Here is a 23,323-nt window from a genome sequence, read left to right as displayed (position 1 = left end):
CCGCTACGAGAAGACCGCCACGATCTACCTGGCCGGACTCCACATCGCGGGCATCTTCCTTTGGTCCGCCCGATGATCCAAACGAAACTGCCTAGGCGCTTGTGTCCGGTCGTGTGGCGGATGCGGCCGCAACAGCCGTAGCCAGTGGGTCGCGGGCCGGGCGGCCAAGGAGGTCGGTGAGGTCGGGCGCGGTGCCGCCCAGAAAGTCGTGTCGGATGCCGGTGGCGATCGAGGCGAGCATGGGCGGCTGGAACGGCAGGAGCCCTGGCATTTCATCGAGGAGCCTGCGCCGGTACTCGCCCAGACCGATGGTGTGGTGGGGGACCCCGAGTTGGTCAGCCACCTGACCCGCCGTGATCGGTATGCCGACCAGGTCGTAGACGCGCCCGCTGTGTCCTGCCGGATTCGCCGCAACGAGCGCCGCGGTATCGGCGAGATCCTCCCGCGCGACCGCGGCCAGGGCGCCGTCCCCGAAGGCGGACTCCACCCCGTACTCGGCCCACATCAGCAAGCCGCCGAGCAGTTCGGCGTACAGGCCGTTGCGCAGGATCGTCCATGACAATCCGCTCGCCTGCACCAGGCGTTCGGTGGCACGGTGCGCGAGTGCGAAACCGAGATGGTCGCCGGCGGTGGTCAGGCTCGTGTAGACGACGTGGCCGACGCCGTCGCGGACGGCCGCGTCCAGGACCGCCGCGTGCCGCGCGACGACCTGGTCGTCCTCCGCGTACCCGGCAGAGATCAACACCAGGGTCGACACCTCGGTGAGATCGAGGCTCATGTGGTCGTCGAAGTCGAGATGTTGCATCCCCTCGCCCGGCGTTCGGCTGCCGCCCCTCGCGGCGACACCGCGGGAGCGCAGCGCCGCAAGGGTGGCCGAGCCGAGGTTCCCGTTTGCTCCGGTCACCAAGATCATGTCAATCGCAGTCTTCCGTCGTGGTTCTCATCAGTAACTACGCTTGATCCTTGATCGCACGCCCCCTGGCCACAAGAAGGCAGTTCGATGTCACTCACGCACACTGGAGTAACCACCCCCGCCGACCTCGACCCCTGCGGACGCGAGGACCACCCCGACTGCGGGATCCGCGACGTCTTGGACCGCATCGGCGACAAATGGTCGGTGCTCGTGATCGTTGAACTTGCCAGCGGGCCGCGTCGATTCCGTGAACTGCAGCGCGCCATCGACGGCATCTCCCAGCGCATGCTCACCCTCACGGTGCGCAGGCTCGAACGCGATGGCCTCGTGCTGCGCACCGTGTACCCGACCGTCCCGGCCCAGGTCGACTACCGCCTCACCGAGACCGGGACCGGCCTGACCCACCTGGTCAAGGCGCTCGCCGACTGGTCGCTGGCCCACCGTGCCGTCATCGCCGAGGCGCGGCGCGCGTACGACGAGACCCACCCCGACCACGACATCCGCTGACGAGAAACGTCGCCCTCCCGCCGACGGTCATGTGGAAGCCCCCGTGTGGGATGCGTGTAGGCCGACCTCGCCTCACCGCCCGGACGTGGGGTTACCGCTGTTGTTCATCGAAGCGGACAACTGCACCGAGGACACGCCGGGTCGGTGCGGATGCCCGCGGCCTGCGGGCGTCGTCGATGCCGTCGAAGACCTTCAGGAGAGCTGAAACAGTCTGTCCCACGTGGGAGCGGCAGTTGTCGCCGCGGCAAGAAGCACAAGCGCCACGCCCGCCGCGCCGTCGACGAGCCCCGGGCGGTCCACCGGGGGCGTTCCCGGGATCAAGCGCGGCGTAACCCCACGGGCGGTCCGGCTCGTCAGGCAGCGAGCAACTGCTCCACGAGCTGGTCCGCCGCGTCGCGCAGGAAGGGCTGGCGCGTGGCGTGGGCGAAGCGCAGGACGAGCTGCAGCAGTCCTGCCACGCCGTGGCAGAACGTCGGCGAGTCGATGAAGCGCCTGTGGGCACGGCGCCTCAATACGGCGGCCATGGCCTCGGGCGCGACATCGTGCAGACCGCGGTCGCCCAGGGCTGTGCCCGCGAGCCACAGCGCGTGTGCCACGCCTGGCGCCCCGTAGGCCGCTCAGGGCCACCAAGACCACGAGCGAGGCGGGCATGACGGCACGGCACCTCGACTTCACCCTCGCCTTCCTGCACCACTTGGCCCTGTACCACCGATACCTGGGGCGACCGCTCGTCACCGAGTGCGGCACCCGCGGCCCCGCCACATGAGTGCAGGTCAAGCCGCGTCCACGGTGGCGGGTTGGCCGGTGCGCAGGGACGTGTACGCGGCCAGGGCGGTTCGGAGTGTACGCAGTCCCGTCCGACCGTCGGGCTGTGCGCGCTGTCCGGTACGGGCGGCGGTGAGGAAGGCGTCGAGCATGGCGGCGTCGAGGTCGATGGCGGAGGGTTCCCAGCGGGGCGTGGAGCGCGGGGTGTCGTAGCCGGTGAGCAGTGGCGGGAAGGCGTCGAACTCGGTGAGGGCGCGCTGGCTGACGCATGTGAGGGTGAGGCCGCCCCAGGTGGGATGTGACGCGGGGTGGCTCCAGCTGCAGTCGATGGTGGCGACGAGACCGCTCGGATAGGTGAGGGTGACCAGGCCGGCCGACTCGACGGCCGGTTCGTCGGCGTCGGCATCGGCGTCGGGGGAGAGGTGGGTGTTGGCGACGGCGTAGACGTGGGTGGGCTGTTCCCCGTCCAGGAGGACGTCGAGGAGGTCGGCGATGTGCAGCGTGTGGTCCATGACGGCGCCACCGCCTGCGAGGGTCGGATCGGTGAACCAGGGGCGGACCAGGCCGGGAGGACGGGAGTTGTTGACGCCGTGGACGCTGAGCAGTGGCCCCACAGCGCCGTCGGCCAGCGCCTGCCGCAGGGCCGCGAATGCCGGGTGGAACCGGACCGGGTACGCGGTCATGAGACTGACTCCGGCCTGATCGCAGGCGGCGATCATGGCCTGCGCATCGTCCTGCGTGGTGGCTAGGGGCTTCTCGCACAGGATGTGAGCGCCCGCGGCGGCGGCCAGTTCGGCGAGTTCGCGGTGGCGGGCGTTCTCGCTGGTGATGATGACGGCCTGCGGGCGTTCGGCGAGCGCCTCTTCATAGCCGGCCAGATAGCTGACGCCGAGCTCGTCGGCCAGGGCCTTGCCGCGTGTGGCGTCGCCCGGTTCGGCGTCGGGATCGGTCACGACGAGTTCGACGTCGTCCCGGTCGCGCAGCAGCTGGATGTAGGTGGCCGCATGAACGTGGGCGAAGGACAGGAGGGCGACCTTCATCGGGGGTTTCCTTCCGTGAACGCGTGCGGGGCCGGGTCCTGCATGGTGACGGCGCGGCCGGTGGCCGCGGAGCGGCGGGCAGCCGCGGCGATCTCGACGGCCGCGATCCCGTCGCGGGCGGTCACCCGTGGCACGGGACCCCCCTCGAAGGCCGCGGCGAACTCGCGGATCTGCGCGGCGAAGGGGTCTTCGCCGAAGTCACCTGTCGGCACGCCGGCGCCGGACCCGCGCGGTGCCCCGGTCACCCGCAGCGAGGGGTGGGCGAGCGAGTCGTGGGTGAGGGTGCCGTGCGAACCGGCGACGTGGAAGGTGTAGCGGAACGGAGTCGCAGCCGGGCCCCATGCGCCCAGGACCTGGGAGATCACGCCGGATGCGTGGGTGAGGGTGGCGCTTCCGGTGGCCACGGGGCCGTCGTCGGCGCCGGGGTTGCCGCGCTGGGTGGCGTGGATGGTGACGACCTCGCCGAAGAGCCACCTGGCGATGTCCATGTCGTGAAGCATCTGGTCGGTGACGATGCCTCCGGAAAGGGCGGGGTCGGCGAACCAGCTGCTCCAGGTCGGAAAGCGGCCGGCACGGGTGAAGCGGGCCACGGCCACGCGGCCGAGCGCGCCGGACTCGACGGCGTCGCGGAGGCGGACGTAGGCGGGGAAGAACCGCACGACGTGTCCGGGACAGAGCAGACGTCCCGCCTCGTGGGCGGCGTCGGCCATCTCGCGGGCGTCCCGCGGCGTCAGAGCCAGCGGCTTCTCGCACAGGACGTGCGCTCCCGCCGCGAACGCGGAGAGGGCGATGTCGTGGTGAGTGGTGGTGGGGGTGCATATGTCGGCGACCACCGCCCCGTCCAGTGCCTCCTCGAGTGAGGCGGCCTCTGTCAGGCCGAACTCCTCGGCGAGTACGGCGGCTTGGCCGTCGGTGGAATGGATGCGGATCCGTGCCCCGAGGGCGATCCAGGCCGGCAGATGGGTGCGGGCGATGAACCCGGCACCGATCACGGCGACATCAAGTCTGCTCATACTCGGTTCTCCTCGTCGGTGCCGGCCCCTGTGGCCGTGCGTCCCCGGAGGGCGCGGCGGACATCGCGCACGCTGGCGGAGGTGAGATCGGGAACGGTCCAGCGCGCTCCCGCGCCGGTGAGGTCGTCCTCGGCGGCGGTGGTGGTGACGCCGACGATGTCCCGCACTCCGGCGGCGACCAGGGCACGGACTCCCGACGGCGAATCCTCGAAGGCCAGGCAGCGCCCGGGGCGTGCGCGCAAGGCCGCGCAGGCTCTCAGATAGCCCTCGGGGGAGGGCTTGCCCGCGGTGGTGTCCTCGGCGGTGACGACCACGTCGACCAGGTGCCGTACGTCCAGGACCTTGCCGAGGAGATGGTCCGCCCACCCGGCGCCGGCGCTGGTGATGACGGCCACCGGATACTTCACGCGCAGTTGCCGGATGAGGCCGGCAGCGCCGGGCACGGCTCGGACGCCGTCGGCGTGTTCCAGTGTGAAGGCGGTCATGGTGGACAGCGCGGCTGCGGAGTCGGTGCCCGTCCAGGGCCCGGGAACGCCGGCGATGACATCGCCGGGCCGTCGCCCCATGTAGTGCTGCTCGTAATCGGCGTCGGTCACCGTCACGCCCCAGGTCTCGAAGAACGCCTGCCAGGCGAGGCGGTGGACCTCTTCGCTGAGCACGAGAGTTCCGTCCAGATCCAGCAGGACCGCCTCGCACCGCGGCCGAGCGCCGGACGCCCGTACGTCCCTGTGCCCCGGTGCGTCGCGGCCGGCGGCCGTCACGACGCCGCCCAGCTGAACATCAAGGCCCCGGCCCGCACCGGCCCGGTGACCGACGGTGCCTGCGCGGATCCGGGCGCGCTGTCGAGGACGACGACCGGACAGACCGCGGACAGACCGCGCGTACGAACCGCGCCGGGGTCGAAGGTGATCACACGGCGGCCGACTTCGACGTGTTCTCCTTCGCGGACATGTGTGCGAAAGCCGTCTCCGTTCAGCCGAACGGTGTCGATGCCCAGGTGCACCAGCACGGCCGCCCCGCTGACGGTTCGGATGACGAACGCGTGCGGGCGCACCGTGGCGACCTGGCCGGTGACAGGAGCGGCGACGTCCACGCGCCCGGCGTCCGCGGTAGGCTCCACCGCGATTCCCGAGCCCACCATCTGGGCGGCGAAGACCGGGTCCGGTACCTTGCCGAGCGCAGTGAGCGTCCCGGAGAGCGGGGCGTAGACCGCAAGGCTCACAGCAACTCCTTGATGTCCTCGGCCAGTGCGTCGGCCTCCGGACCTACGACGACTTGTACGACACCGACGGAGACAAGGACTCCCAGAGCCCCTGCCTGCTTGAGAGCGCCGATGTCGACGGCGTCCGCGTCGTTCACCTCGGTGCGGAGCCGGGTGATGCAGGCCTCTATGTCGCAGATGTTCCCGGCACCGCCGAGCCCCTCGACGATCAACCGTGCTTTGGACATGACAGTGCCCCTCGATGGATGAGCGTGGCGAACGGCGCATTTCCCTGCGCCATGCTTCGCTACTGGTCATTACCAGTACTGACCACAAGGTAGAGGCTGAAACTTCCAGTGGCAAGGCGAAGAGGGGAGGGATCCGTGCGGCCCGACCCGGCCGAGCCGGCCGGTGAAGGATGTCGAGCATGGTGTGTGCATGACAAACGAGTGACGATCGGCAGTGAACCGGCTCGCTCGGGGCGCGCGACGAGGTCAGCGGTCGGACAGTGTCATGTGCAGCTGGTAGCGGTCGGCGCGGAACCATGAGTACGCGTGCTCGACGGGCCGTTCGCCACTGAAGGCGATGCGGTCGAAGGTCATGACGGGAGTGCCCTTGCGGATACCCAGCAGCGCCGCCGTCTCCGTGGAGGCCGGGCCGGCTCCGACGGTCTGCTCCGCGCGGTCGACGGGGTACCCGAAGCGGGAGTCCAGGGTGTCGTAGACGGATGCCGTGAAGTCGACCGAGTCCAGTTCGGGCAGGAGCGTCGCGTCGTACCACGCGTCCTCGACGGAGATGGGGGTCCCGTCGGCCAGCCGCAGGCGGCGGACGTGCCACGCCTGTTGCTCCTCGGGCATCCGCAGTGCCGAGGCGGTCGCGGGGGAGGGGGGTTCCTTGTCGATGGACAAAACCACGGTTCCCGGCTCCAGGCCGAGTCGGCGCATGTCCTCGTGGAAGGAGGCCAGACCGAGTTCTGAGCGGTGGGTCCGTTCGGCGACGAAGGTGCCGCGCCCGTGAACCCGCACGGCCAGCCCTTCCGTCACGAGCTGACTCAGGGCCTCGCGCACCGTCACCCGGCTCACCCCGTGGTCGATGCACAGCTGCCGCTCGCTCGGCAGCGCGTCCCCGGGGGAGAGCTGGTTGGTGCACATGTCGACCAGGATCGCTCGAAGCTGGGCGTGCTTGGGCACCATGCCTTTGCCTGCGATCTGCTGTGCAGTCACTGCGACCCCACTCTCGGTTCTCGGAGGTCCCGTCGCACCTCCTGGCTGGTCACTACCAGTATGCGCCATGCGTCACCTCCGGTGCGGCCGCACTCGTCGCAGCCCCGTGTCGCGGCCGCTCGTCCGCCCGCTTGTGCAGGCTGGAGTTCCGCTGCGCAAGGCATTGACACGTCGAGTGCCCAGGGCCATTCTGAGGGCAACTGGTTATGACCAGACCTTACCAGCGGAGCCCCGCTCATCCAGCAGTTCTGTGCTGCTGCGCTTCTGCCCGGCTCTCCGCGCCTCCCGCCTCCGCTCACCTCCGAGGTACGTCATGAGCACCGTCACGTCCACATCCGCAGGCCGCCGCCCGGGCCTGGCCGGCCTGCAGAAACTCGGCCGCAGCCTGATGCTGCCGATCGCCACGCTTCCCGCCGCGGGCCTGCTGCTTCGACTGGGGCAGGACGATGTCCTGGGCCGGTTCTCCGCCCTGAAGGACACCGCACACGTGATCTCCGCCGCCGGCGGAGCCCTGTTCACACATCTGCCGCTGATCTTCGCCGTCGGCATCGCCATCGGGTTCGCCAAGAAGGCGGACGGCTCCACGGCCCTGGCGGCAGTGGTCGGCTACCTCGTCCTCGACGGCGTCTTCACCGCGATGTCCCCGGTCGTCCTCGACGGAAAGAAGGACCTCGCGGGCGAACAGGCCGTGGTCAACTTCGGCGTGCTCGGCGGCATCGTCATCGGCCTGCTCGCCGCCCTGCTCTGGCAACGCTTCTATCGCACCGTGCTCCCGCCCTATCTGGGCTTCTTCAGCGGGCGCAGGCTGGTCCCGATCCTCACCGCTGTCACCGCACTGGTGGTCGGCGTCCTGATGAGTCTGGTGTACCCGCTGTTCGACAACGGTCTCACCGCCGTCGGCGAGGCCGTCGACGACAACAGCATCATCGGCGGCGGCATCTACGGAACGGCGAACAAGCTGCTCATCCCGCTCGGCCTGCACCACATCCTCAACTCCGTCGTCTGGTTCATCCTCGGCGACTTCACCGACTCCGCCGGCCAGGTCGTCCACGGTGACCTGAACCGCTTCTTCGCCGGCGACCCCGAGGCCGGCCTCTTCATGACCGGGTTCTTCCCGATCATGATGTTCGCCCTGCCGGCCGCAGCGCTGGCCATCTGGCGCGAAGCGCGCCCCGAACACCGCAAGGCCGTCGGCGGAATCATGCTCTCGGCCGGGCTCACCAGCTTCCTCACCGGCATCACCGAGCCGATCGAGTTCGCCTTCCTCTTCGTCGCCTGGCCCCTGTACCTCGTCCATGCCGTGCTGACCGGAACGTCGCTCGCCCTGGTCAACGCCCTCGACATCCACCACGGCTTCACCTTCTCCTCCGGGCTCATCGACTACCTCCTCAATTGGGGCAAGGCCACCGACCCGTGGCTGCTGATCCCCATCGGCCTCGCCTACGCCGCCGTCTACTACGTCCTGTTCCGCCTCGTCATCCGCCGCTGGAACCTGCGCACCCCGGGCCGCGAGGAGGACAGCCCGGAGACCGGCCAGGAACGCCACCCCCAGCCCGCGGCCTGACCCGGCCCCGTACTCCCACACCTCCCCATCGAAAGGAAGCCCGTTCCATGGCGCAGCGCGTCGTCTCCATCGGCTCCCGCAGCGGCCTGCACGCAAGGCCCGCCGCCACCTTCGTCCAGGCCGCCTCCCAGGCGCCCCTGCCGGTCACGATCGCCGTCGAGGGCAGGCCGCCGGTGGCCGCCGACAGCATGCTGGGCGTCATGACGCTCGGCGCCGGCTACGGCGACCAGGTCACGCTGACCGCGGAAGGTGAGCAGGCCGAGGCCGTCCTGGACGGCCTGGCGGATCTGCTGGGCAAGGAGCTCGACGCGTGAGCCCCACTTCCGTCACGGTGACCGGGTACGGCGTGAGCCCCGGGCTGGCGTGCGCACCGCTGATCCGCATGACGCCACCGGTCGTCACCGACCCCGACGAAGCACCGGGTGACGACCCCGGTCACGAAGTGCAGCGGATACGTCGAGCGCTCGCGGATGTGGCCGCGCAACTGCGCGCCGTCGCCACAGGCGGAACCGCGGGCGCGATCCTCGAAGCGGGCGCCGCCATGGCCGGCGACCCCGCACTCGTCCGCGCCGCCGCCGATCACATAGGCCGGGGCACGCCCACCGCCCACAGCCTCTCCCTCGCGATCGAGGCCTACTGCGCCCCGCTCGAGGCCACGGGGGGCTACATGGCAGAACGCGCGGCCGATCTGCGTGACATTCGTGACCGGGCCGTCGCGCTCCTGACGGGTGTGCCGATGCCCGGCATCCCCCGGCCCGGACATCCGTTCATCCTCGCCGCCGCAGAGCTGTCCCCGGCCGACACCGCCCAGCTGGCCGACAGCGACGTGGTCGGGCTGCTCACCGAACGAGGCGGCCCCACCGGCCACACCGCCATCCTCGCCCGCAGCCTCGGCCTGCCCTCCGTGGTCGGCTGCCCACAGGCCCTCGACCTGCCGGACGGCACACCTCTTCTGCTGGACGGGCGGGCCGGGACCGTCGAGACCCATCCGTCACCCGAACGCCGTCGGCGCGCCCTCGAACGGGCCGGTACCCGCACGCGCCCGAGCACCGAGGGCCCGGGCCGTACCGCGGACGAGCACGCCGTCCGCCTCCTCGCCAACATCGGCACACCGGCGGACGCCACGCGTGCGGCGCAGGCGGACAACGAAGGCGTGGGGCTCTTGCGCACCGAGTTCCTGTTCCTGGACCGCCGCGAACCCCCCACGCTCGACGAGCAGGTGGAGGCCTACTCCCGCATCTTCACTCACTTCGAAGGGCGTGAGGTGACCGCGCGGACCCTTGACGCCGGCTCCGACAAGCCGCTGCCCTTCCTGCGGCTGCCACGGGAGGACAACCCCGCTCTCGGGATCAGGGGCCTGCGCACGGCGGTGCTACGGCCGGGCATCCTCGAAACCCAGCTGGAGGCCCTCGTCGCGGCGGAGCGCCGTACCGGCGCACGGCTGAGGATCATGGCGCCGATGGTGTCCACGGCGGACGAAGCCGCCGCCTTCGCCGGCCTCGCCCGCAGCCTGGGCGCGGGAAGCGTCGGAATCATGATCGAAGTACCCTCCGCCGCTCTCGGCGCCCACCAGCTGCTCGAGTACGTCGACTTCGCCAGCATCGGCACCAATGACCTGGCCCAGTACACCCTGGCCGCCGACCGGACGTCCGATGCCCTGGGCGCCTTCCTGGATCCGTGGCAGCCCGCCCTGCTCATGCTGGTCGCGGGCGTCTGCGGCGCGGCCCGTGCCCTGGGACGGCCGGTCGGCGTGTGTGGCGAGGCCGCGGCCGACCCGCTTCTGGCCGCGGTCCTGGTCGGCCTGGGGGTGAGCAGCCTGTCCATGGCCGCCCCGGCCGTCGCCGATGTCCGCGACACCCTGGCCGAGGTCACGCTGGAGCAGTGCCGCAGGCTGGCGGCCGCTGTACGGGACACCACCGGGCCGGCCGCGGCTCGTGCCGCCGTGCGGGAGCTGAGCGAGGCCTTCGGTGCCGACGTGCCCGACGGCGAAGGGCTGTGACATGGAGGTGGTGATCCGCCCTGACGCGCAGGACGCCGCCCGCACCGTGGCCGGCATCGTCCAGCAGGCGCTGGACGACGGTCTCGCAACACTGGGCCTGGCCACGGGCTCCTCGCTCCTCGGCGTCTACCGGGACCTGGCCCGCCGCCATCGCCACGAGGGCCTCAGCTGCACCGATGTGCATGCCTTCCTGCTCCACGAGTACGTCGGAATCCCGGCTGACCACCCGCAGTCCCTCGCCGCGGTGATCCGACGCGAGCTGGCCGACCAGGTCGACCTCGATCCCGCACGGTTCCACCTACCCTCCGGTACGGCTTGCGACCCCGCAGCGGAGGCACGCCGCTTCGAACACCGCTTGACCGAGGCGGGGCCTGTCGGCCTGCAGCTGCTCGGCATCGGGGCCAACGGTCACATCGGCTTCAACGAGCCGGGTTCCTCCTTGGCGTCCCGTACCCGGCTCAAGACCCTCACCGACGACACCCGCCGTGCCAACGCACGCTTCTTCGGCAGCATCGACGCCGTTCCCCGCCACGTCATCACCCAGGGGCTCGCGACGATCGGCGAGGCGTCCCACCTCGTGCTGATCGCCACCGGTCCGCACAAGGCCCACGCCGTGGCCGCTGCCGCGGAAGGCCCCGTCACGGCGGCCTGCCCCGCCTCCGTCCTGCAACTTCACCCCCACGTCACCGTCGTGGTGGACGAACTGGCCGCCGCACGGCTGGAACAACGGGCCTACTACCGCTGCATCGCCCGCCACAGGCCTGTCGGGCACAGGTATTGAGGACACCCACCCCAGGGAGGGGGCCGTGGCCGGGGCAGGCGGCGGCCTCCTCCGCGGCGCGGATGCAATCGCCGGTGGGTTCGGCGACCTACCCGGATACGCCGGTCACGCGATCAGGTCAGTCACGCGATCAGGTCAATCACGACTGCCGGGGTGAGGTGGTCAAGCCAGGCGGGCCGAGTGGGGAGACGCACCGGCCGGCTACGGCGCCCCTCGGAGAGTACCGCGCGGAGACCCCCGGCTGTGATCGCCCGCGTGGCACCGCTGGACTGCCGCCGTGAGGCGGTGGCCGTCCCGCTCTGCCGCGACACACACGACCAGACGGAAGGAGCAAACGAGCAGATGACCATGTGGCTCCGCATACGCTGCCCACGACCGCCCCGCCGACTCTGCCCGGAGCTGGACGACGGCCGGCTAGCCCGTACCCTGGCCCAACTCGCGGCCCAGATCGCTGCCCAGGGCAACAACCTGGAGGAGTCCAACGACCGCGGTGCGCTGACGTACCCCATCGAACAGACACTGCGTGACGCGGGCGACGACTGGGACCGGCGTATGCACCGCCTGCTCGTGCTCAGCACCGTCCCCGAGGCCCCCGTGCTCGCCCGTCAGTGGCGAAGCCGGGCCCCGGACGCCGCCGACGCCCTGCTCCTCCAGATCTTCGCGGACATCCACCGGGCCCAGAGCACCGGCACGGTTCTCGACACCGAAGGCATCGTGCGTCTGGCCCGGCGTGCGGCGGTACTCGCGCCCGCGGACCCCGCCCCCTGGGTCGCCATGCTCAGCTGTCACCGGATGCAGCGGTCACCCGGGGTGGTGGTGCAGCAGGTCTGGGAAGCCGTCAAGGAGCGGGACCCCTGGAACCGGGAAGCACACCGGCACATGCTGCACTACGTGTCTCCGGAGGAGTGCGGATCAAGTGCCCTGACCGTGCAGTTCCTCGACTCCGTCACCATCGCCGCACCTCCCGGCGCTCCCGTGGCGGCGCTCAGCCTCACCTACTCCCTCACGCGCTACCGCAGGGATGTGGCAGCCGGCGGGATCACCGCGCTGACCGCACACCGGCACTGGAACCAGCAACACGAGCGTGCACTCGTCGACCACGCCCGCGCGACCTGGCCGCAACCCGGTTTTCTCACCCATGCCACCGCGCTCGCCGATCTCAACCTCCTCGCCTACGTCCTGGCCAAGGCCACCCGTTTCGGCGATGCGTGGCAGGTCTTCGAGGCGATGTCCGCAGTGGCCACCGCCTGGCCCTGGGAACTCGACGGTGATCCACTGCACGAGTTCCAGAAGACGCACCACCGGGCGTTCAAGGCCGGGGGCCGAAGCAGTCGCTGACGCATGTGGGCGTCATCCGCGCCCTTCCTGCGAGTTTTCGAGATGCCGATTCGGCGCGGGTTGACAGCTCCGTCAGGCAAGTTCAAACTGGTCATATCTGGTAATAACCACTTGAACGAGTGGACCGGCCAGGGTTGAACCGGCCAGGTCGACCGGTCGACGCACACGCCGAAGACGCGCCGATGACGCGAGGTTGCCATGACTGCCCAGGCACTACCCGAACCGACCGGTCCGGTCCGGCTGCTCGACGCGGGCCACGGCGTTGCGTTCCCTGGGCCAGGGGAGGCTCCTCGGCAAGAGGCCCGGCCGATGGCGCAGGACCAGGACACCCGGCGCCTCGTCGTGGTGACCACCGGAGCCGAAGACGTCAGACGGGTCCGCCACCTCGCGCAGGACTTCCTCGTGCGCCAGCAGCTGTCAGCATCGGCGTGCGAGGACGCCTTGCTCATCATCTCCGAACTCGTCACCAACGCGGTGACGCACGCCTTGCCGCCCGCAGTCCTGCGCCTGCGCTGCGCTCGGTGCAGCACGCTGCGCATCGAGGTCGAGGACGGCGGCTCGCAGCCTCGTCGTCCGCAGCGCCCTGAACCGCCGGAGGAACACGGTCGCGGGATGTTCATCGTGGCGGCCCTCGCCGCACGGCACGGCACCGTGACGCACACCAGAGGCGTGACGAGGTGGGCCGAACTGTGTCCGTGACTGCGCCCGATCAGGACGCCGAGGTCGAACGCCTCCTGAAACTCGGTGCGCGCCCGGCCGACATCGGCCAGACGGGGGAGGAGCAGTGGCATGTCCTGACCGACCCCGAGGGCAACGAGTTCTGCCTGCTCAAGGCGCGCCTCGACCCGCTCTGACGCGCATCGGTCAGGGGACGTGGGTGAGGTCTGCGGTGGAGGTTCTTCGACGAGGAGAAGAGGGACACCCGGGGTCTCGGCGGCCACCTGGCGGTGACGAGGCGGGCTGACCTGACCGGCCGACACCCCGGGCTGCGGCACCACCAAGAGCCGCGGCCGCAAAGGCGCCTGACCTCCCAGGCGCAGCCCCGATGACTACCGGGGCACACCGTCACCGCCCGCGGCGCGCGTTGACTGGAAGGCGCTGCCCGACTGCTGCGAGCGCCCCTCGAAACGCCCTGGCGCCCAGGAAGTCGGCCCCTGACGGTGGTCTTGAGCCTCCGCTCCCGCGTGGGCCGCCGTAGGCAACGAGAGTCGCGGAACTCGCCAGCGCCCCCCGTGGTGGGCGGGGCCACGCCCGTCCCGACACCCGCAGCCCTGCCTCGCCTCTGCGGCAGGGCACGACCCACGCTCCATCTCTCATCGGACTCGGTCGGCCTTCCGGCCAGGAGGGATCCCCATGCTCCCAGCCATCGTCAGATGCAGGCTCATGCTCACCGCCGCCGCCACGGTGGCCGGCCTCCTCGGCATCCTCCTCTTCCCAGGACCATCGGCAGCGGCCGAGGCCGCCACCCTCACCTGCGTCTCGTCGACGGACGTCCACTACAAACCCGGCCTGCGCGCCACGCCCCAGACGGTTCAGGTCAAGGTGGACGGCAAGCTCGCACCATGCATCGGCGATGTGAGCATTTCGGCAGGTTCGTACGGCGCGCATTTCCATGCGGTTCGTTCCTGCGCCGACCTCCTCACGCCGGCCACGGGCGTGTTCACCGTCTACTGGAACGGTGGCACTCACGGGTTCAGCACGATCAGCTACAGCAGGACCGCCACGATCGTGGGTGGCAACATCGTCACGACAGAGGTGGGTACGGTGACTGCCGGCGACTTCGCCGGATACAGCACTCTGTTCGAGACCGTCGGTCCCCACAATCCCTTGGAATGCCTGACCATCCAGGGAGTGAGCCACGTTCACACCAACGGCAACCTGACCCTCATCCCTGTCTGACGTGGACGGCGCAGGGTCCGGCGACTCGCAGCGGACGTCGGACCCGGCCGTCCGTCGTGGGCGGAAACCCGTTGCTAGTTGAGCCGGTCCACACGAGGCTGGTGCCTCATTGCCGCCGTCAACGAGCGGCTGTGACGTACTGGTCCGCGGACAACTCGAACGCCCGGAGGGGCCGACCGCCGGTGGGACTGACGGTCTCGAGGAACGGACGCATCCCCAGTTTCGTCATGATCCGTTCGGAGGCGTCGTTGCCCACCTGGGAGATGCTGACGATCCGCTTCAGCCTTCGCTCTTCGAACGCGAACCGTACAGCGGCCGCAGCGGCCTCGGTGGCCAAGCCCTGCCCCCAGTGCGAACGTCCCAGCCGCCAGCCGACTTCAACCGCCGGCAACACTTCCGGCAAGAAGGCTGGCACCGAAAGCCCGGTGAACCCGGCCAGCTCGCCAGTGGACCGGATCTCTACGGCGAACAGGCCGAAGCCCTGTGACTCCCACTCGCTCTCCCAAGCCTGGATCCCGTCGCGAGTCTGATGACCGTCACGGACGCTGCCGTCACGGATCCACCGCATGACCTCGGGGTCGGCATGGATGGCAGCCATGGGCGCAACGTCTTCCTCGCGCCAGCGACGCAGGATCAATCGCGGAGTCTCAAGGGTGACCATCCGATCATTCTGTATCCGCGCCGGGCACTCCGCCGTCCTCGCCGGGCGCTTCCACACACGCCCTGCTGCCGATGGTGCGGTTCCTCAACCGACGCGGACGCCTCCGCCAGCGCGGCCCCGTACGCCGACACGGTCACGCCGCAACTGCGTAACTGCATACGCTGAAGCGATAGTTGAGGTGAGGGAGGCGGGATTGCGGTACTACGTGTATGTGTCCGAGGCCAAGGTGGAGATGCTCCACGCGCAGATTCCGCAGAAGCTGCTGTCGCGGTTGGCGGGGGAGGCCAAGGTGGATCTGAAGGTCGCCGGGGTGTCCATGCAGCGGCCTGCGCGTCAGGAGATGGGACTGTACGAGCGGCTGGATGTGGTGGAGGGGTTTCTGGAGCGGGAGTACGACGTCGGATGGATGTCGCCGGGAGCCGAGGAGGAGGCAGGGTCCGGCTTCTGGTTCCGGGGTGAGGCGGGACTCCGGGTGTCGGGGGATGGGCTGGCCGAGGGGCCCGTGCTGATGTCGGGGGTGGAGGGGGACACCCTGGTCGCGCTGGTGGGGTCGGCGCACCATCTGGTGGGGCACAGCGCGGCGCCGGAGTTGGGGCGGGTGGGGCATTCGTGGCTGCCGTCGCTGTACCGGTTCCTGCAGGAGGCGACGCGGGCGGAAACGGCTGGGGTGCCGGCGACGCGGCCCGCGGGCGGCGTACTGCATGACGTGGCGCAGGTGTGCGACCGGCTCGCCGGACCCGCGATGTGGTGCGAGTTCCTGGCGCGGGAGCTGTTGCGCGGGAGGGTGACCGACGAGACGGGGGCGCAGCGGGAGGTGGTGGTGGGGACGCCGTTGTACGTGGCCCTGTCGGAGGAGCAGCCGGGCGGATGAAGGGCATGAGGGACACCGGGGTCGCGCGGTTGTGGATGGCCGGCGATCTCGACGGGCTGTGCCGGGCGCTGGAAGGGCCCGACGAACTCACGGCGGCGCGGGCGGCCGAGGTGCTGGGCGAGGCGACCTTCGGCGCGGAGAGCGGGGCGGCGCTGATTCGCTACCTGGAGCGGTGTGAACCGCTGGTGGCGGACCCGGACTTCGGGTTGTACAACCATGACCGGTCCTGGCCGCTGATCGAGGCGGTGCGGGCACTGGGACGGCGACAGGAACAGCGTGCCGTGCCGGTGTTGTGCCGGTTGCTGGACGGGGAGGTCAGCGAGAACCTGCGCTACCGGCTGGAGACCGCCGCATTCGAGGCGCTGGTCGCGATCGGGGCGTGGGCGGAGGCGAGTGAACGGCTGCTCGTACGGTTCGACCAGCGACCGGAGTCGGACGTGGTGCGGCTGCTCACCGAGGCGCCCCATCCCAAGGCCCTGGAACCAGTGCTGGCCCGGTTGTGGCGGCTGCTGCCGTACGAGCTGGACGCGGCGGTCGGGCTGTTGGCCGCTTTCCGTGATCCGCGTACAGCGCCCGCACTGCTGCACATCGTCACCATGGGGGAGACGCCGCACCCGATCCGCCGGACGGCGCTGCAGGCGCTGCTCGAACTGCCTGAGCCGGAGCAATGGCTGCATGTTTCCAGGATCGAACCGCTGGTGGAGCGGTTGCGCAGCGCTGACCACGAGACGGCGCGGCTGGCCGGGCGGCTGCTGGCCCGAAGCGAGCAGGGGCGTGCGCGGATGCGGGGACTCCTGCAGGACCCACAGGGAAGCTGGCCGCGTGAGCACCGGGAGAACTTCCCGCATACGTATCCGCGGGAGGCTTACCCGTATGAGGCCGCATGCGTCGCCATCTGCGACGTGATGACCGAGCAGCCGCGGCTGTTCACCTCGTCCTACTTCGGCGACCTGCGCTTCGTCAGGGAGGCGGAGGGACTGCTGCCGCTGCTGGATCCGGCGTGGCCGGCCGCGTTGCGCAGGGCCGCCGTGCGGGCGCTGGGAGCGTTCGGCGTGATCGACCTGCGGGCCGGGCAGATGGTGGGGGCGGCGCTGCTCAAGCGTGCGCTGCCGGACCGTCGGACCGTCGAGGCCGCCGCAGCCACGCTGGCCCGGCTGCCAGAGCCGCCCGTGACGGAGCTGCTGCAACTGCTCGGCGAGAGCGATGACGGGCCGGGCGGCGGTCGCGGGTACACGGGCACTGCTGTGTCCCGGCGAGGAGCGGCGATCGCCCTCGGCCTGCTGCGGCACGAGGGCGCCGCCCCCGGGCTGCTCGCAGCCCTCGCCACCGACGAGCCGCCCACCCTGCGCCGCGCCGCCGCCGACGCGCTGGGCCTGCTCGGTCACCGCCGGGCCGTCCCGGCGCTCGTGGCCCTGGCCGGCGACACGGAAGAGGCCCCCGCCCTGCGAGCGCGCGCCGTCACGGCGCTGGGACGGATCGGCGCCCACGAGGCCCTCCCGACACTGCTGGACACGGCCCGCTCGGACTCCGAGTCACTCCGATTGCGGACAGCCGCATCACTCGGGAGCTTCCCCACGCAAGAAGCGATCACCGCCCTCACGGACCTGACGGCCGACCCGGAACCTGAGACCGTACGGGCGGCAGTCGCCTCCTTGGCGCGCATCGGCCCACCGGCAGCCGCCTCCCTGTGCGCCCTTCCCGGCCTGGCGCGCCAGAACCGCTGGCCGAGCGCCACCCTCTGCGCCCTGGTCCCGGCGCTCGCCGCCTGCCCCGGGCCGGAGTCCACCACAGCCCTGGCCCGGCTGGCACACGGGCCCCACCCGCAGCCCGTCCGGGCCACGGCCGAACGCGCCCTCGCTGAACGCCCCGTCGCCGAGGCACTGCCCCACCTGCTGAAGCTGCTCTCCGACCCGATGATGCGGCACCCCCACGGCCCAGCCCTGCTCGCTTTGGCCCGCAGCGGCGCGCCGGAGGCGGAGGCGATCGTCGTCGAGCACTTCGAGCATCAGCGGTCGTTCGTCGCCGGCCCCTACCGGGACGAGGCGCGGGAGGCGTTGCGCGTGCTGCTGCGCGCGGGCTTGCGGTAGGTCCACAGTGTCTCTCCGGCTGCGCGTCCGATCCGCCGGCCGAGGCTGTCGGCCGGCGCCGGGTCTATCGGTCCCCGTCCCCGTCCTCGTCGGGAACGTCGAACGTGATGGCCTGCTCGTTTGCGCCCTTCTCCGCAGCACTCAGCCGCTCGATCTTGTACTTCTCGTCCAGGACACGGGCCTTCAGCCCCCAGGACAGCGCTCGAGCTCGCATCCCGTTGTCCCCGGTGACCACCGTGACCGGTGACGGCGCCACGGCCTGCTGCAGAAAACAGGCGCGCGCGACGATCTCATCGTCGTTGTTCGGCAGCCGCACGTGCCCGGGTTCGTCCAGCAGGACGTCGACGATGGTGTCCCCGTTCACCACCGCGTGGCCGGCGGTCTCGATCTGGGCCAGGGTCTGCTCCAGGAGCGTGAAGACGCCGCGTGCCCGCTTCCGGACGCTGGTGTCGTGAGTCTCGTAGGACTTCTTGTCGATCTCGTCGAGCACGACGTGCGGGATCAGCACGGACGTGCCGGGGCCGAAGACCCGCTGCCATGGGATCTTGTCGAAGCGCATGTAGTGCAGCAGGTCGTTGGTGTCCAGCACCACCGTCCGCACCCGGTGGCGCGTGAACCGCTCCTGCGTCCGGCGCAGTTCGTTGGCCAGGTCCATGAAGTAGCTGCGCAGTTCCTGCAACTCGGTGTTCGTCAGCACCGTGAGCCGGTCGGCGGTGAACTGACCGTGCATGATCGCGTTGTACCGCTCGCCCCGCAGCCGCGCCGCCACCGACCGGTCGGCGAACGCCTTCAGCAGCTCGCTCCCGGCCTGAAGCGTCCACTCGTCGTACATGCGCCGCATCCGAGCGACGGCGTCCCAGTGTTCCTGAGGCATCCCGGGCGCCGCGTCGCCGACCACGTACGGTACGGCGTTTTGGACGTCGTTGAGCCCTTGATGGGTCAGGCGCTCCAACAGCGTGATCGCCTCAGCGCAGGTCGTTCCGGGCCTCAACAACATGCATGAGCTCCTCACGGTACGGGCCGTCCGCACGTGGGCGTTGCAGCAGCCCTCATCAGCCATCGCCGCCTGAAACAGATGTGCGAGGTCAGTCAGCCTACGGAGTCAGAGGGTCCGGTCGGGACAATGTCTCGGACAACGCGAGCCCTTCCCTTGCGGCAACGATCCGACGCACCCGCAGTTCCGCTCTTGTCCGCGGGCGGTACTTGGGCTCCTTGCCACACCCGCAGGCCGATCGCCCCTCATAGCGCAGCCCTTCCCCCAACACCGCAGCCGCCACAGACCACCCGCGGACATCACGCCTGGGCGGAGGGGCGAAGTCATGACCCGCGCAAACGAGCGGCCGGGCGCAGTTGGGGCACAGGTGCTTCCGCTGTGGACAGCCATGCTGGTTGAAGCTGACACGGCACGAGACGCACGCGTAGTGCAGCTTGTAGCGGGTCATGGCGTAGAAGCACACCGAGCCACCGTACCGAGCGGCTCTTCAGGCGAGCCACCCCTTTTGCAGCGGACGCCACCCATGGCCGAGCGACCCGTTCCGACGGGGGCGAAGTGTGACGGGTGGATGCGGGGTGGAGGCACACGCACACGGCAGATCCGGATCGGGTGGATCGGGTGTCAGGTGGATCGACTGGACACGGACGGAAGCGGACCCAGGAGCCCCGGGCGGACCAGCGGGCGGCGTTCCTCGCCGGCGTCGCGGCTGGCCCCCGCGTTCCACGATCTCTGGTGTGACCGGCGGGGGTGCCGCCGGGCGCGAACCGCTGCATGGCGGTCAGGACTGAGCAAGTTCAACGGCCCCGGAGGAGTCGCCCAGTGCAACGGTCGCCATCTCGCCGTACAGTCAGAGGGTCACCGCCCGCGGCCACGGATAGCCGAAGCCGGTGTCGCCGACTTCCACTGGTACCTGGATGACCATGGGAAAGGGCGGGGCGAGTTGGGACAGTCACTGGAATTCCTTCTTGGCCCGCCCGATGGCTCCGGGACGGCGGTGGCAGCCGAACGGACAACTTCTCGCTCAACAGGTAGACCACATGATCGGATCCAGCCGATCAAGCATCTTCGGGGCCGGCCCGGGCCTCTGCGGGCACTGAGCTGCGACCAGGCATCCGACCAGTGCCTCATTTATCTGCGGGAGTGTGTCCGCAGTTCTCGCAGCGGCCGAGGCCCACTCCCGCAGTCGGCCCGCTCCGTGTGAAGGGCACTCGCAGCCATAGCCGTGGGGCAACCAAATGGAGGCGTGGTCTCGCACGCCAGCACCACAGACACCGAGGGGCGCATTGTGTCAGCTGCTCCTCGTTGGAGGGATCGCAGCTCCTACTTCATGCACTCTGCGCGAGCGGATTGGCAGTCACCAACGGATACCGATATTCGAAGGTCCAGCAGGTCCTGTAACGGCGGCGCTGTAGGTGCCAGCGGGTGCATTGAAGCAGACCCATGACTGGGGAGGAGCGGACGCTTCGAAGTTGAGCGAGCAGTAGTAACCGTTGGGTCCCCAGAGCTGCCACCGAGACTTACCACTGCCGTGTACGTCCGCATCGACGGATATCGTGCCGCCGGGAAACGAAGTCGCCACGGTCGTGCAGTAGTTCTGGACGCATGTGGCGCTTGATCCGGCTGCCACAGCGGGGCTGGCCGAGACGGCCACTCCCACGGCAACCACGGTGGCCACAACGCTGCTGCGGACCGCGAAAGATTTCAAAACCGCTCCTCGATACGGCAAGTCGGCTGCCCGGCTTGCGATGACCAAACGGGAGCACCCTAAGCAGCGCAATAGAATGTAAAAAAGCAATATTCCAGCCAATTCAGTAATCGGCGGGCGCATGCCCTGAGCACATTGGCGCCCTCACCTCCAATGGCGGCCGTGCCTGGTGCACGGACCTCGGCTGCCTGAACGCCTCGCTGTACGACCGACTGGACACGGGCGCGGCCCGCGGGATGCGCTGTGTGTGCGGGGAACACGGTTGAGCGGGAAGGGTTTTGCGGCCCAACCCGCCTGTAGAACTGGGCGCGCGCACCCCGTTCACTACCAGGTGATGTTCACGTCCACCCGGGCACGGGAGCGCTTCGCATCGACTCCGAAGGGGGCACGCCACGAGCGCAGCACGACTCCGGGTCAGGCGGGCCGGCGCTCTTCTAGGGGACGGAGTCCGGCGCGGGCGAGGGCGTCGATGAGTTCTTCCCGGCTCATCTTGGAGCGGCCGGCGACGTCGTAGTCGGTAGCCCGCTGGTACACCTCCGCCTTGTTCAGGCGCCGCAGCTCGCTCTTACCGGTGTCGCGCTGGCTGCAGGCGGGAGCCGACGCCCGCACTGCAGTCGGCGGCGCGCGCTGCGTCAGGTCACGCGGGACCACCTCGCCAGCTGATCGGCCCACCGCCCGCAAAAGGCCTACGAGACCAATGCTCTGAGATCCCTGCTTAGCAGCGAACACGCCGAGCGGCTGATCTTCGCCAGCCCCACGTGCAGTTGCTCATGCTCGCGGTGTAGGCCGTGGAGCGCGACTTTGTGCGGTGGCCCGGCGCATCGCCCCTGACCCTCTCCACGAAGACTCCGCGGTTACGGAAGGTCTGATTCCTGAAGGAGCAGAATTGTGAACCCCGTCGAGCGCTAGCCATTCTTCGGACGTTGTTTGTCCGGCCAGTACCTCTGTCGAACAACACATGTGCCCCTAATCTCACGGAAAAGATCACCGCCTACAGAAAGGAAGAGGATCTATGAGGGCTCGGAGACGACTGGCAGTTCTGGCCTCGTCCGCTGCGGCGGCCGCGGCAATCGTGCTCGGGGCAACGCCCCCGGCATCTGCTGACGGTTACGTTCCGCCTGGCTGTTCGGGGGGCTTCCTCCCAGATCGGTCAGGCTCTTGGGCCTGGTGCGCGCACACCTACGCGTACCAGCCGCTGGTGCGCTGCACGAACGGTAATTACTACACCGGTGATTGGGTGCAGCCCGGCACTGTGTCGCCCTACGTCAAATGCCCGAGTGGGACAACAGCGACCAACTGGTGGATCAATATCCCTGACTGAACGTGCCGAACGCGCGGCCGAGCGCCATCAGCTCCCTACGGTCCAGCAGCCAGTCGACATAGGTCGTGAGTTTGGTGGCGTCGGCGGGTAGCCGCTTGCCCTTCCCCGGTGTGCACTTTGGCAGGCACACCGGACACCTGTAAGTTTTCGACTGCTCAGCGATGCTGTGGTAGCGGGTGGGGACAAGGTGCCATCCACGATCGGCACGGTGTCCTTGGGGAACCGCTTGCGTTGCGGGAGCGCGAGCAACGGCCCGAGGCGGTCGATGATGCGACCGGCCGCCGACTTCGAGATGCCGAACACCGGCGCGAGCTGCCGCAGTGTCACGTCAATGCGCCAGCCTGCCGACAACGAGCAGAACCCGGCCCTCCAACCGCAGGCGCGTGGCCGACCCTTGCGAACCGCGTCTGTGCCTTCGCACCGCAGTGCCGTGAGCAGCTTGCCGAACTGCCGCGGGCTCAGCCCGGTGAACGGGCCTATCCAGGAAGGCTCCGACGCTGTGATCACACCAGCCGTCGCGAGATCATTTCTTTCGGATCAGCCGATGCTCCCGGAGCTGCCCCTCACCCCTCGTATCTACCCGCCCAGAGGGCGATGCTTGTGCGTCAGACGTCAGCCGCTGAACGCGTCAGTGATCACGGTGTACGCGTACCACAGAGTGCCGCCGAGGGTAACGAGCCCCACAAGCGCCAGGACGGCCGTCATGCAGCGCATCGCGAGGGACTCACGGACCATGGCCCGGGAGGGATCGGCCGGGTCGTAAATGACCTCAATCCGCCGATCGTGACTGGTGGTGGTGTGAAAGTGACTCTCCCCGCTGAGGTCCGTGTAGCGGTACGCCCTCATCCCGTCCACATTGTGCGAGAAATGCGCCATCACCGCGATGCTGTGCTTTCGCAGCCACCATGTCCGGCACAGACTCCGACCGGGTAGGTAGGCAGTCAGCCAGCCAATGAGGATGCCGATGAACGCGGGCACCAGCATCGCCGAGTAGCGCGCTCCTCCGGCTACACCCACAGCCACCATCACAACGCCGGCTGCCAGGAGCAGGACGATCAGGGCCGCGCCTCCGGCGGTCATCCGCCGTTCCTGGACCGCAAGCGAGCGGATGCTGACGAGTGTGGAGCCGTCGGCACGCGGCTCGCCCGACGCCCGCCTCGGCAATAGCCGGTTGACCGTGTCAGCAAACGCGGCGACCGCGACCACACTCTCGTCCTCGACACAGTGGACATGCGGCGCCGTGCCGTCCGGCACGGTCAGTTCGATCGCGGCACGCCGCCCGTCCACCGTGACCCGCTCGATCGCCGTGAGCGGTATGGCCAACTCCTCGCCCGCCCGCTCCAGCAGTACCCCGTCGTGAACCAACCGCGCCACCACGCCACCGCCCCGCAAGACGAGATGAGGCGTCGTCATCTCAAACCCCGGCGGACGTTCCCCGCAC

Annotated in this window: 22 protein-coding genes and 3 pseudogenes; 11 read left to right on the top strand and 14 right to left on the bottom strand. The window is 69.6% G+C overall.

The features are described from left to right. Positions 1–91 precede the first annotated feature (91 nt). Positions 92–913 (bottom strand): NAD(P)H-binding protein, encoded by an 822-nt coding sequence (locus ACWCPI_RS33815; protein WP_451041765.1) that lies wholly within the window; start codon positions 911–913, stop codon positions 92–94. An 87-nt stretch (positions 914–1,000) separates the two neighbouring features. On the opposite strand from ACWCPI_RS33815, the gene ACWCPI_RS33810 reads away from it, so the two are divergent. Next, positions 1,001–1,420, top strand: a complete 420-nt coding sequence (locus ACWCPI_RS33810) for a winged helix-turn-helix transcriptional regulator (RefSeq protein ID WP_451041764.1) — start codon at positions 1,001–1,003, stop codon at positions 1,418–1,420. Between the two features lie 353 nt (positions 1,421–1,773). On the opposite strand, the pseudogene ACWCPI_RS33805 reads toward ACWCPI_RS33810, so the two are convergent. From ACWCPI_RS33805 to ACWCPI_RS33775, 7 genes and pseudogenes are all read right to left on the bottom strand, one after another. Further along, positions 1,774–2,019: pseudogene (locus ACWCPI_RS33805) on the bottom strand (lanthionine synthetase LanC family protein); the annotation flags it as partial. Between the two features lie 174 nt (positions 2,020–2,193). Further along, a complete protein-coding gene (locus ACWCPI_RS33800) occupies positions 2,194–3,225 on the bottom strand; it encodes a Gfo/Idh/MocA family protein (RefSeq protein ID WP_451041763.1) in 1,032 nt (343 codons plus the stop codon). Beyond that, the gene (locus tag ACWCPI_RS33795) at positions 3,222–4,238 is read right to left on the bottom strand and encodes a Gfo/Idh/MocA family protein (RefSeq protein WP_451041762.1); all 1,017 of its coding nucleotides are present in this window, start codon (positions 4,236–4,238) and stop codon (positions 3,222–3,224) included. The genes ACWCPI_RS33800 and ACWCPI_RS33795 overlap by 4 nt, the downstream gene beginning before the upstream one ends. Continuing rightward, positions 4,235–4,999 (bottom strand): HAD family hydrolase, encoded by a 765-nt coding sequence (locus tag ACWCPI_RS33790; RefSeq protein ID WP_451041761.1) that lies wholly within the window; start codon positions 4,997–4,999, stop codon positions 4,235–4,237. Before ACWCPI_RS33790 ends, ACWCPI_RS33795 begins: the two co-directional genes overlap by 4 nt. Continuing rightward, a complete protein-coding gene (locus tag ACWCPI_RS33785) occupies positions 4,996–5,460 on the bottom strand; it encodes a PTS sugar transporter subunit IIA (RefSeq protein WP_451041760.1) in 465 nt (154 codons plus the stop codon). Before ACWCPI_RS33785 ends, ACWCPI_RS33790 begins: the two co-directional genes overlap by 4 nt. Then, positions 5,457–5,687, bottom strand: coding sequence for a PTS transporter subunit EIIB (locus ACWCPI_RS33780; protein ID WP_451041759.1), 231 nt, complete (start codon positions 5,685–5,687; stop codon positions 5,457–5,459). Before ACWCPI_RS33780 ends, ACWCPI_RS33785 begins: the two co-directional genes overlap by 4 nt. Positions 5,688–5,933: 246 nt before the next feature. Further along, complete coding sequence (locus ACWCPI_RS33775; protein WP_451041758.1) at positions 5,934–6,662, bottom strand: GntR family transcriptional regulator; 729 nt, start codon at positions 6,660–6,662, stop codon at positions 5,934–5,936. 313 nt (positions 6,663–6,975) lie between these two features. Between ACWCPI_RS33775 and ACWCPI_RS33770 the strand changes: the two genes are divergently transcribed. The 8 genes and pseudogenes from ACWCPI_RS33770 to ACWCPI_RS33735 all read left to right on the top strand — a co-directional run bounded on the left by ACWCPI_RS33770 (position 6,976) and on the right by ACWCPI_RS33735 (position 14,243). Beyond that, positions 6,976–8,226, top strand: a complete 1,251-nt coding sequence (locus ACWCPI_RS33770; protein WP_451041757.1) for a PTS transporter subunit EIIC — start codon at positions 6,976–6,978, stop codon at positions 8,224–8,226. 47 nt (positions 8,227–8,273) lie between these two features. Then, on the top strand, positions 8,274–8,540 hold the full coding sequence (locus ACWCPI_RS33765; RefSeq protein ID WP_451041756.1) for an HPr family phosphocarrier protein: 267 nt from the start codon (positions 8,274–8,276) through the stop codon (positions 8,538–8,540). After that, entirely contained in the window at positions 8,537–10,225 is a 1,689-nt protein-coding gene (gene ptsP, locus ACWCPI_RS33760; RefSeq protein WP_451041755.1) for a phosphoenolpyruvate--protein phosphotransferase, read from the top strand. Before ACWCPI_RS33765 ends, ptsP begins: the two co-directional genes overlap by 4 nt. A 1-nt stretch (position 10,226) precedes the next feature. After that, positions 10,227–11,006, top strand: a complete 780-nt coding sequence (locus tag ACWCPI_RS33755; protein ID WP_451041754.1) for a glucosamine-6-phosphate deaminase — start codon at positions 10,227–10,229, stop codon at positions 11,004–11,006. A 342-nt stretch (positions 11,007–11,348) separates the two neighbouring features. Beyond that, complete coding sequence (locus ACWCPI_RS33750; protein WP_451041753.1) at positions 11,349–12,344, top strand: hypothetical protein; 996 nt, start codon at positions 11,349–11,351, stop codon at positions 12,342–12,344. Positions 12,345–12,653: 309 nt separating this feature from the next. Further along, complete coding sequence (locus ACWCPI_RS33745; RefSeq protein ID WP_451041752.1) at positions 12,654–13,043, top strand: ATP-binding protein; 390 nt, start codon at positions 12,654–12,656, stop codon at positions 13,041–13,043. Further along, positions 13,043–13,198 (top strand): annotated as a pseudogene (locus tag ACWCPI_RS33740) (VOC family protein); the annotation flags it as partial. The gene ACWCPI_RS33745 and the pseudogene ACWCPI_RS33740, both read left to right, overlap by 1 nt. Before the next feature lie 499 nt (positions 13,199–13,697). After that, a complete protein-coding gene (locus tag ACWCPI_RS33735; RefSeq protein ID WP_451041751.1) occupies positions 13,698–14,243 on the top strand; it encodes a hypothetical protein in 546 nt (181 codons plus the stop codon). Positions 14,244–14,361: 118 nt separating this feature from the next. Here the strand turns inward: ACWCPI_RS33735 and ACWCPI_RS33730 are convergent, their stop codons facing one another. Continuing rightward, positions 14,362–14,904, bottom strand: a complete 543-nt coding sequence (locus ACWCPI_RS33730; RefSeq protein WP_451041750.1) for a GNAT family N-acetyltransferase — start codon at positions 14,902–14,904, stop codon at positions 14,362–14,364. A gap of 193 nt (positions 14,905–15,097) precedes the next feature. Between ACWCPI_RS33730 and ACWCPI_RS33725 the strand changes: the two genes are divergently transcribed. Next, a complete protein-coding gene (locus ACWCPI_RS33725) occupies positions 15,098–15,775 on the top strand; it encodes a DUF7019 family protein (protein WP_451041749.1) in 678 nt (225 codons plus the stop codon). After that, on the top strand, positions 15,772–17,862 hold the full coding sequence (locus ACWCPI_RS33720; RefSeq protein ID WP_451041748.1) for a HEAT repeat domain-containing protein: 2,091 nt from the start codon (positions 15,772–15,774) through the stop codon (positions 17,860–17,862). The genes ACWCPI_RS33725 and ACWCPI_RS33720 overlap by 4 nt, the downstream gene beginning before the upstream one ends. A 64-nt stretch (positions 17,863–17,926) precedes the next feature. On the opposite strand, the gene ACWCPI_RS33715 is transcribed toward ACWCPI_RS33720, so the two are convergent. From ACWCPI_RS33715 to ACWCPI_RS33695, 5 genes and pseudogenes are all read right to left on the bottom strand, one after another. Beyond that, positions 17,927–18,859 (bottom strand): PIN domain-containing protein, encoded by a 933-nt coding sequence (locus tag ACWCPI_RS33715; protein ID WP_451041747.1) that lies wholly within the window; start codon positions 18,857–18,859, stop codon positions 17,927–17,929. A 2,116-nt stretch (positions 18,860–20,975) separates the two neighbouring features. After that, positions 20,976–21,212, bottom strand: a complete 237-nt coding sequence (locus tag ACWCPI_RS33710; protein ID WP_451041746.1) for a Rho termination factor N-terminal domain-containing protein — start codon at positions 21,210–21,212, stop codon at positions 20,976–20,978. Positions 21,213–21,865: 653 nt separating this feature from the next. Beyond that, positions 21,866–22,012, bottom strand: a complete 147-nt coding sequence (locus tag ACWCPI_RS33705) for a hypothetical protein (protein WP_451041771.1) — start codon at positions 22,010–22,012, stop codon at positions 21,866–21,868. 6 nt (positions 22,013–22,018) lie between these two features. Continuing rightward, positions 22,019–22,389: pseudogene (locus ACWCPI_RS33700) on the bottom strand (IS5/IS1182 family transposase); the annotation flags it as partial. A gap of 105 nt (positions 22,390–22,494) precedes the next feature. After that, positions 22,495–23,295 (bottom strand): hypothetical protein, encoded by an 801-nt coding sequence (locus ACWCPI_RS33695; RefSeq protein WP_451041745.1) that lies wholly within the window; start codon positions 23,293–23,295, stop codon positions 22,495–22,497. Positions 23,296–23,323: the final 28 nt, after the last annotated feature.

Source organism: Streptomyces sp. NPDC001920, assembly GCF_053594495.1.
The sequence above is the reverse complement of the archived record's forward strand: the minus strand, read 5'-3'. Positions and strand labels throughout refer to the sequence as shown.

Bases quoted from the DNA above. Each gene is read 5' to 3' on its own strand.
- ACWCPI_RS33815 (WP_451041765.1), bottom strand. From the start codon at position 913: ATGATCTTGGTGACCGGAGCAAACGGGAACCTCGGCTCGGCCACCCTT.
- ACWCPI_RS33810 (WP_451041764.1), top strand. From the start codon at position 1,001: ATGTCACTCACGCACACTGGAGTAACCACCCCCGCCGACCTCGACCCC.
- ACWCPI_RS33800 (WP_451041763.1), bottom strand. From the start codon at position 3,225: ATGAAGGTCGCCCTCCTGTCCTTCGCCCACGTTCATGCGGCCACCTAC.
- ACWCPI_RS33795 (WP_451041762.1), bottom strand. From the start codon at position 4,238: ATGAGCAGACTTGATGTCGCCGTGATCGGTGCCGGGTTCATCGCCCGC.
- ACWCPI_RS33780 (WP_451041759.1), bottom strand. From the start codon at position 5,687: ATGTCCAAAGCACGGTTGATCGTCGAGGGGCTCGGCGGTGCCGGGAAC.
- ACWCPI_RS33770 (WP_451041757.1), top strand. From the start codon at position 6,976: ATGAGCACCGTCACGTCCACATCCGCAGGCCGCCGCCCGGGCCTGGCC.
- ACWCPI_RS33765 (WP_451041756.1), top strand. From the start codon at position 8,274: ATGGCGCAGCGCGTCGTCTCCATCGGCTCCCGCAGCGGCCTGCACGCA.
- ACWCPI_RS33755 (WP_451041754.1), top strand. From the start codon at position 10,227: ATGGAGGTGGTGATCCGCCCTGACGCGCAGGACGCCGCCCGCACCGTG.
- ACWCPI_RS33750 (WP_451041753.1), top strand. From the start codon at position 11,349: ATGACCATGTGGCTCCGCATACGCTGCCCACGACCGCCCCGCCGACTC.
- ACWCPI_RS33745 (WP_451041752.1), top strand. From the start codon at position 12,654: ATGGCGCAGGACCAGGACACCCGGCGCCTCGTCGTGGTGACCACCGGA.
- ACWCPI_RS33735 (WP_451041751.1), top strand. From the start codon at position 13,698: ATGCTCCCAGCCATCGTCAGATGCAGGCTCATGCTCACCGCCGCCGCC.
- ACWCPI_RS33730 (WP_451041750.1), bottom strand. From the start codon at position 14,904: ATGGTCACCCTTGAGACTCCGCGATTGATCCTGCGTCGCTGGCGCGAG.
- ACWCPI_RS33720 (WP_451041748.1), top strand. From the start codon at position 15,772: ATGAAGGGCATGAGGGACACCGGGGTCGCGCGGTTGTGGATGGCCGGC.
- ACWCPI_RS33715 (WP_451041747.1), bottom strand. From the start codon at position 18,859: ATGTTGTTGAGGCCCGGAACGACCTGCGCTGAGGCGATCACGCTGTTG.
- ACWCPI_RS33695 (WP_451041745.1), bottom strand. From the start codon at position 23,295: ATGACGACGCCTCATCTCGTCTTGCGGGGCGGTGGCGTGGTGGCGCGG.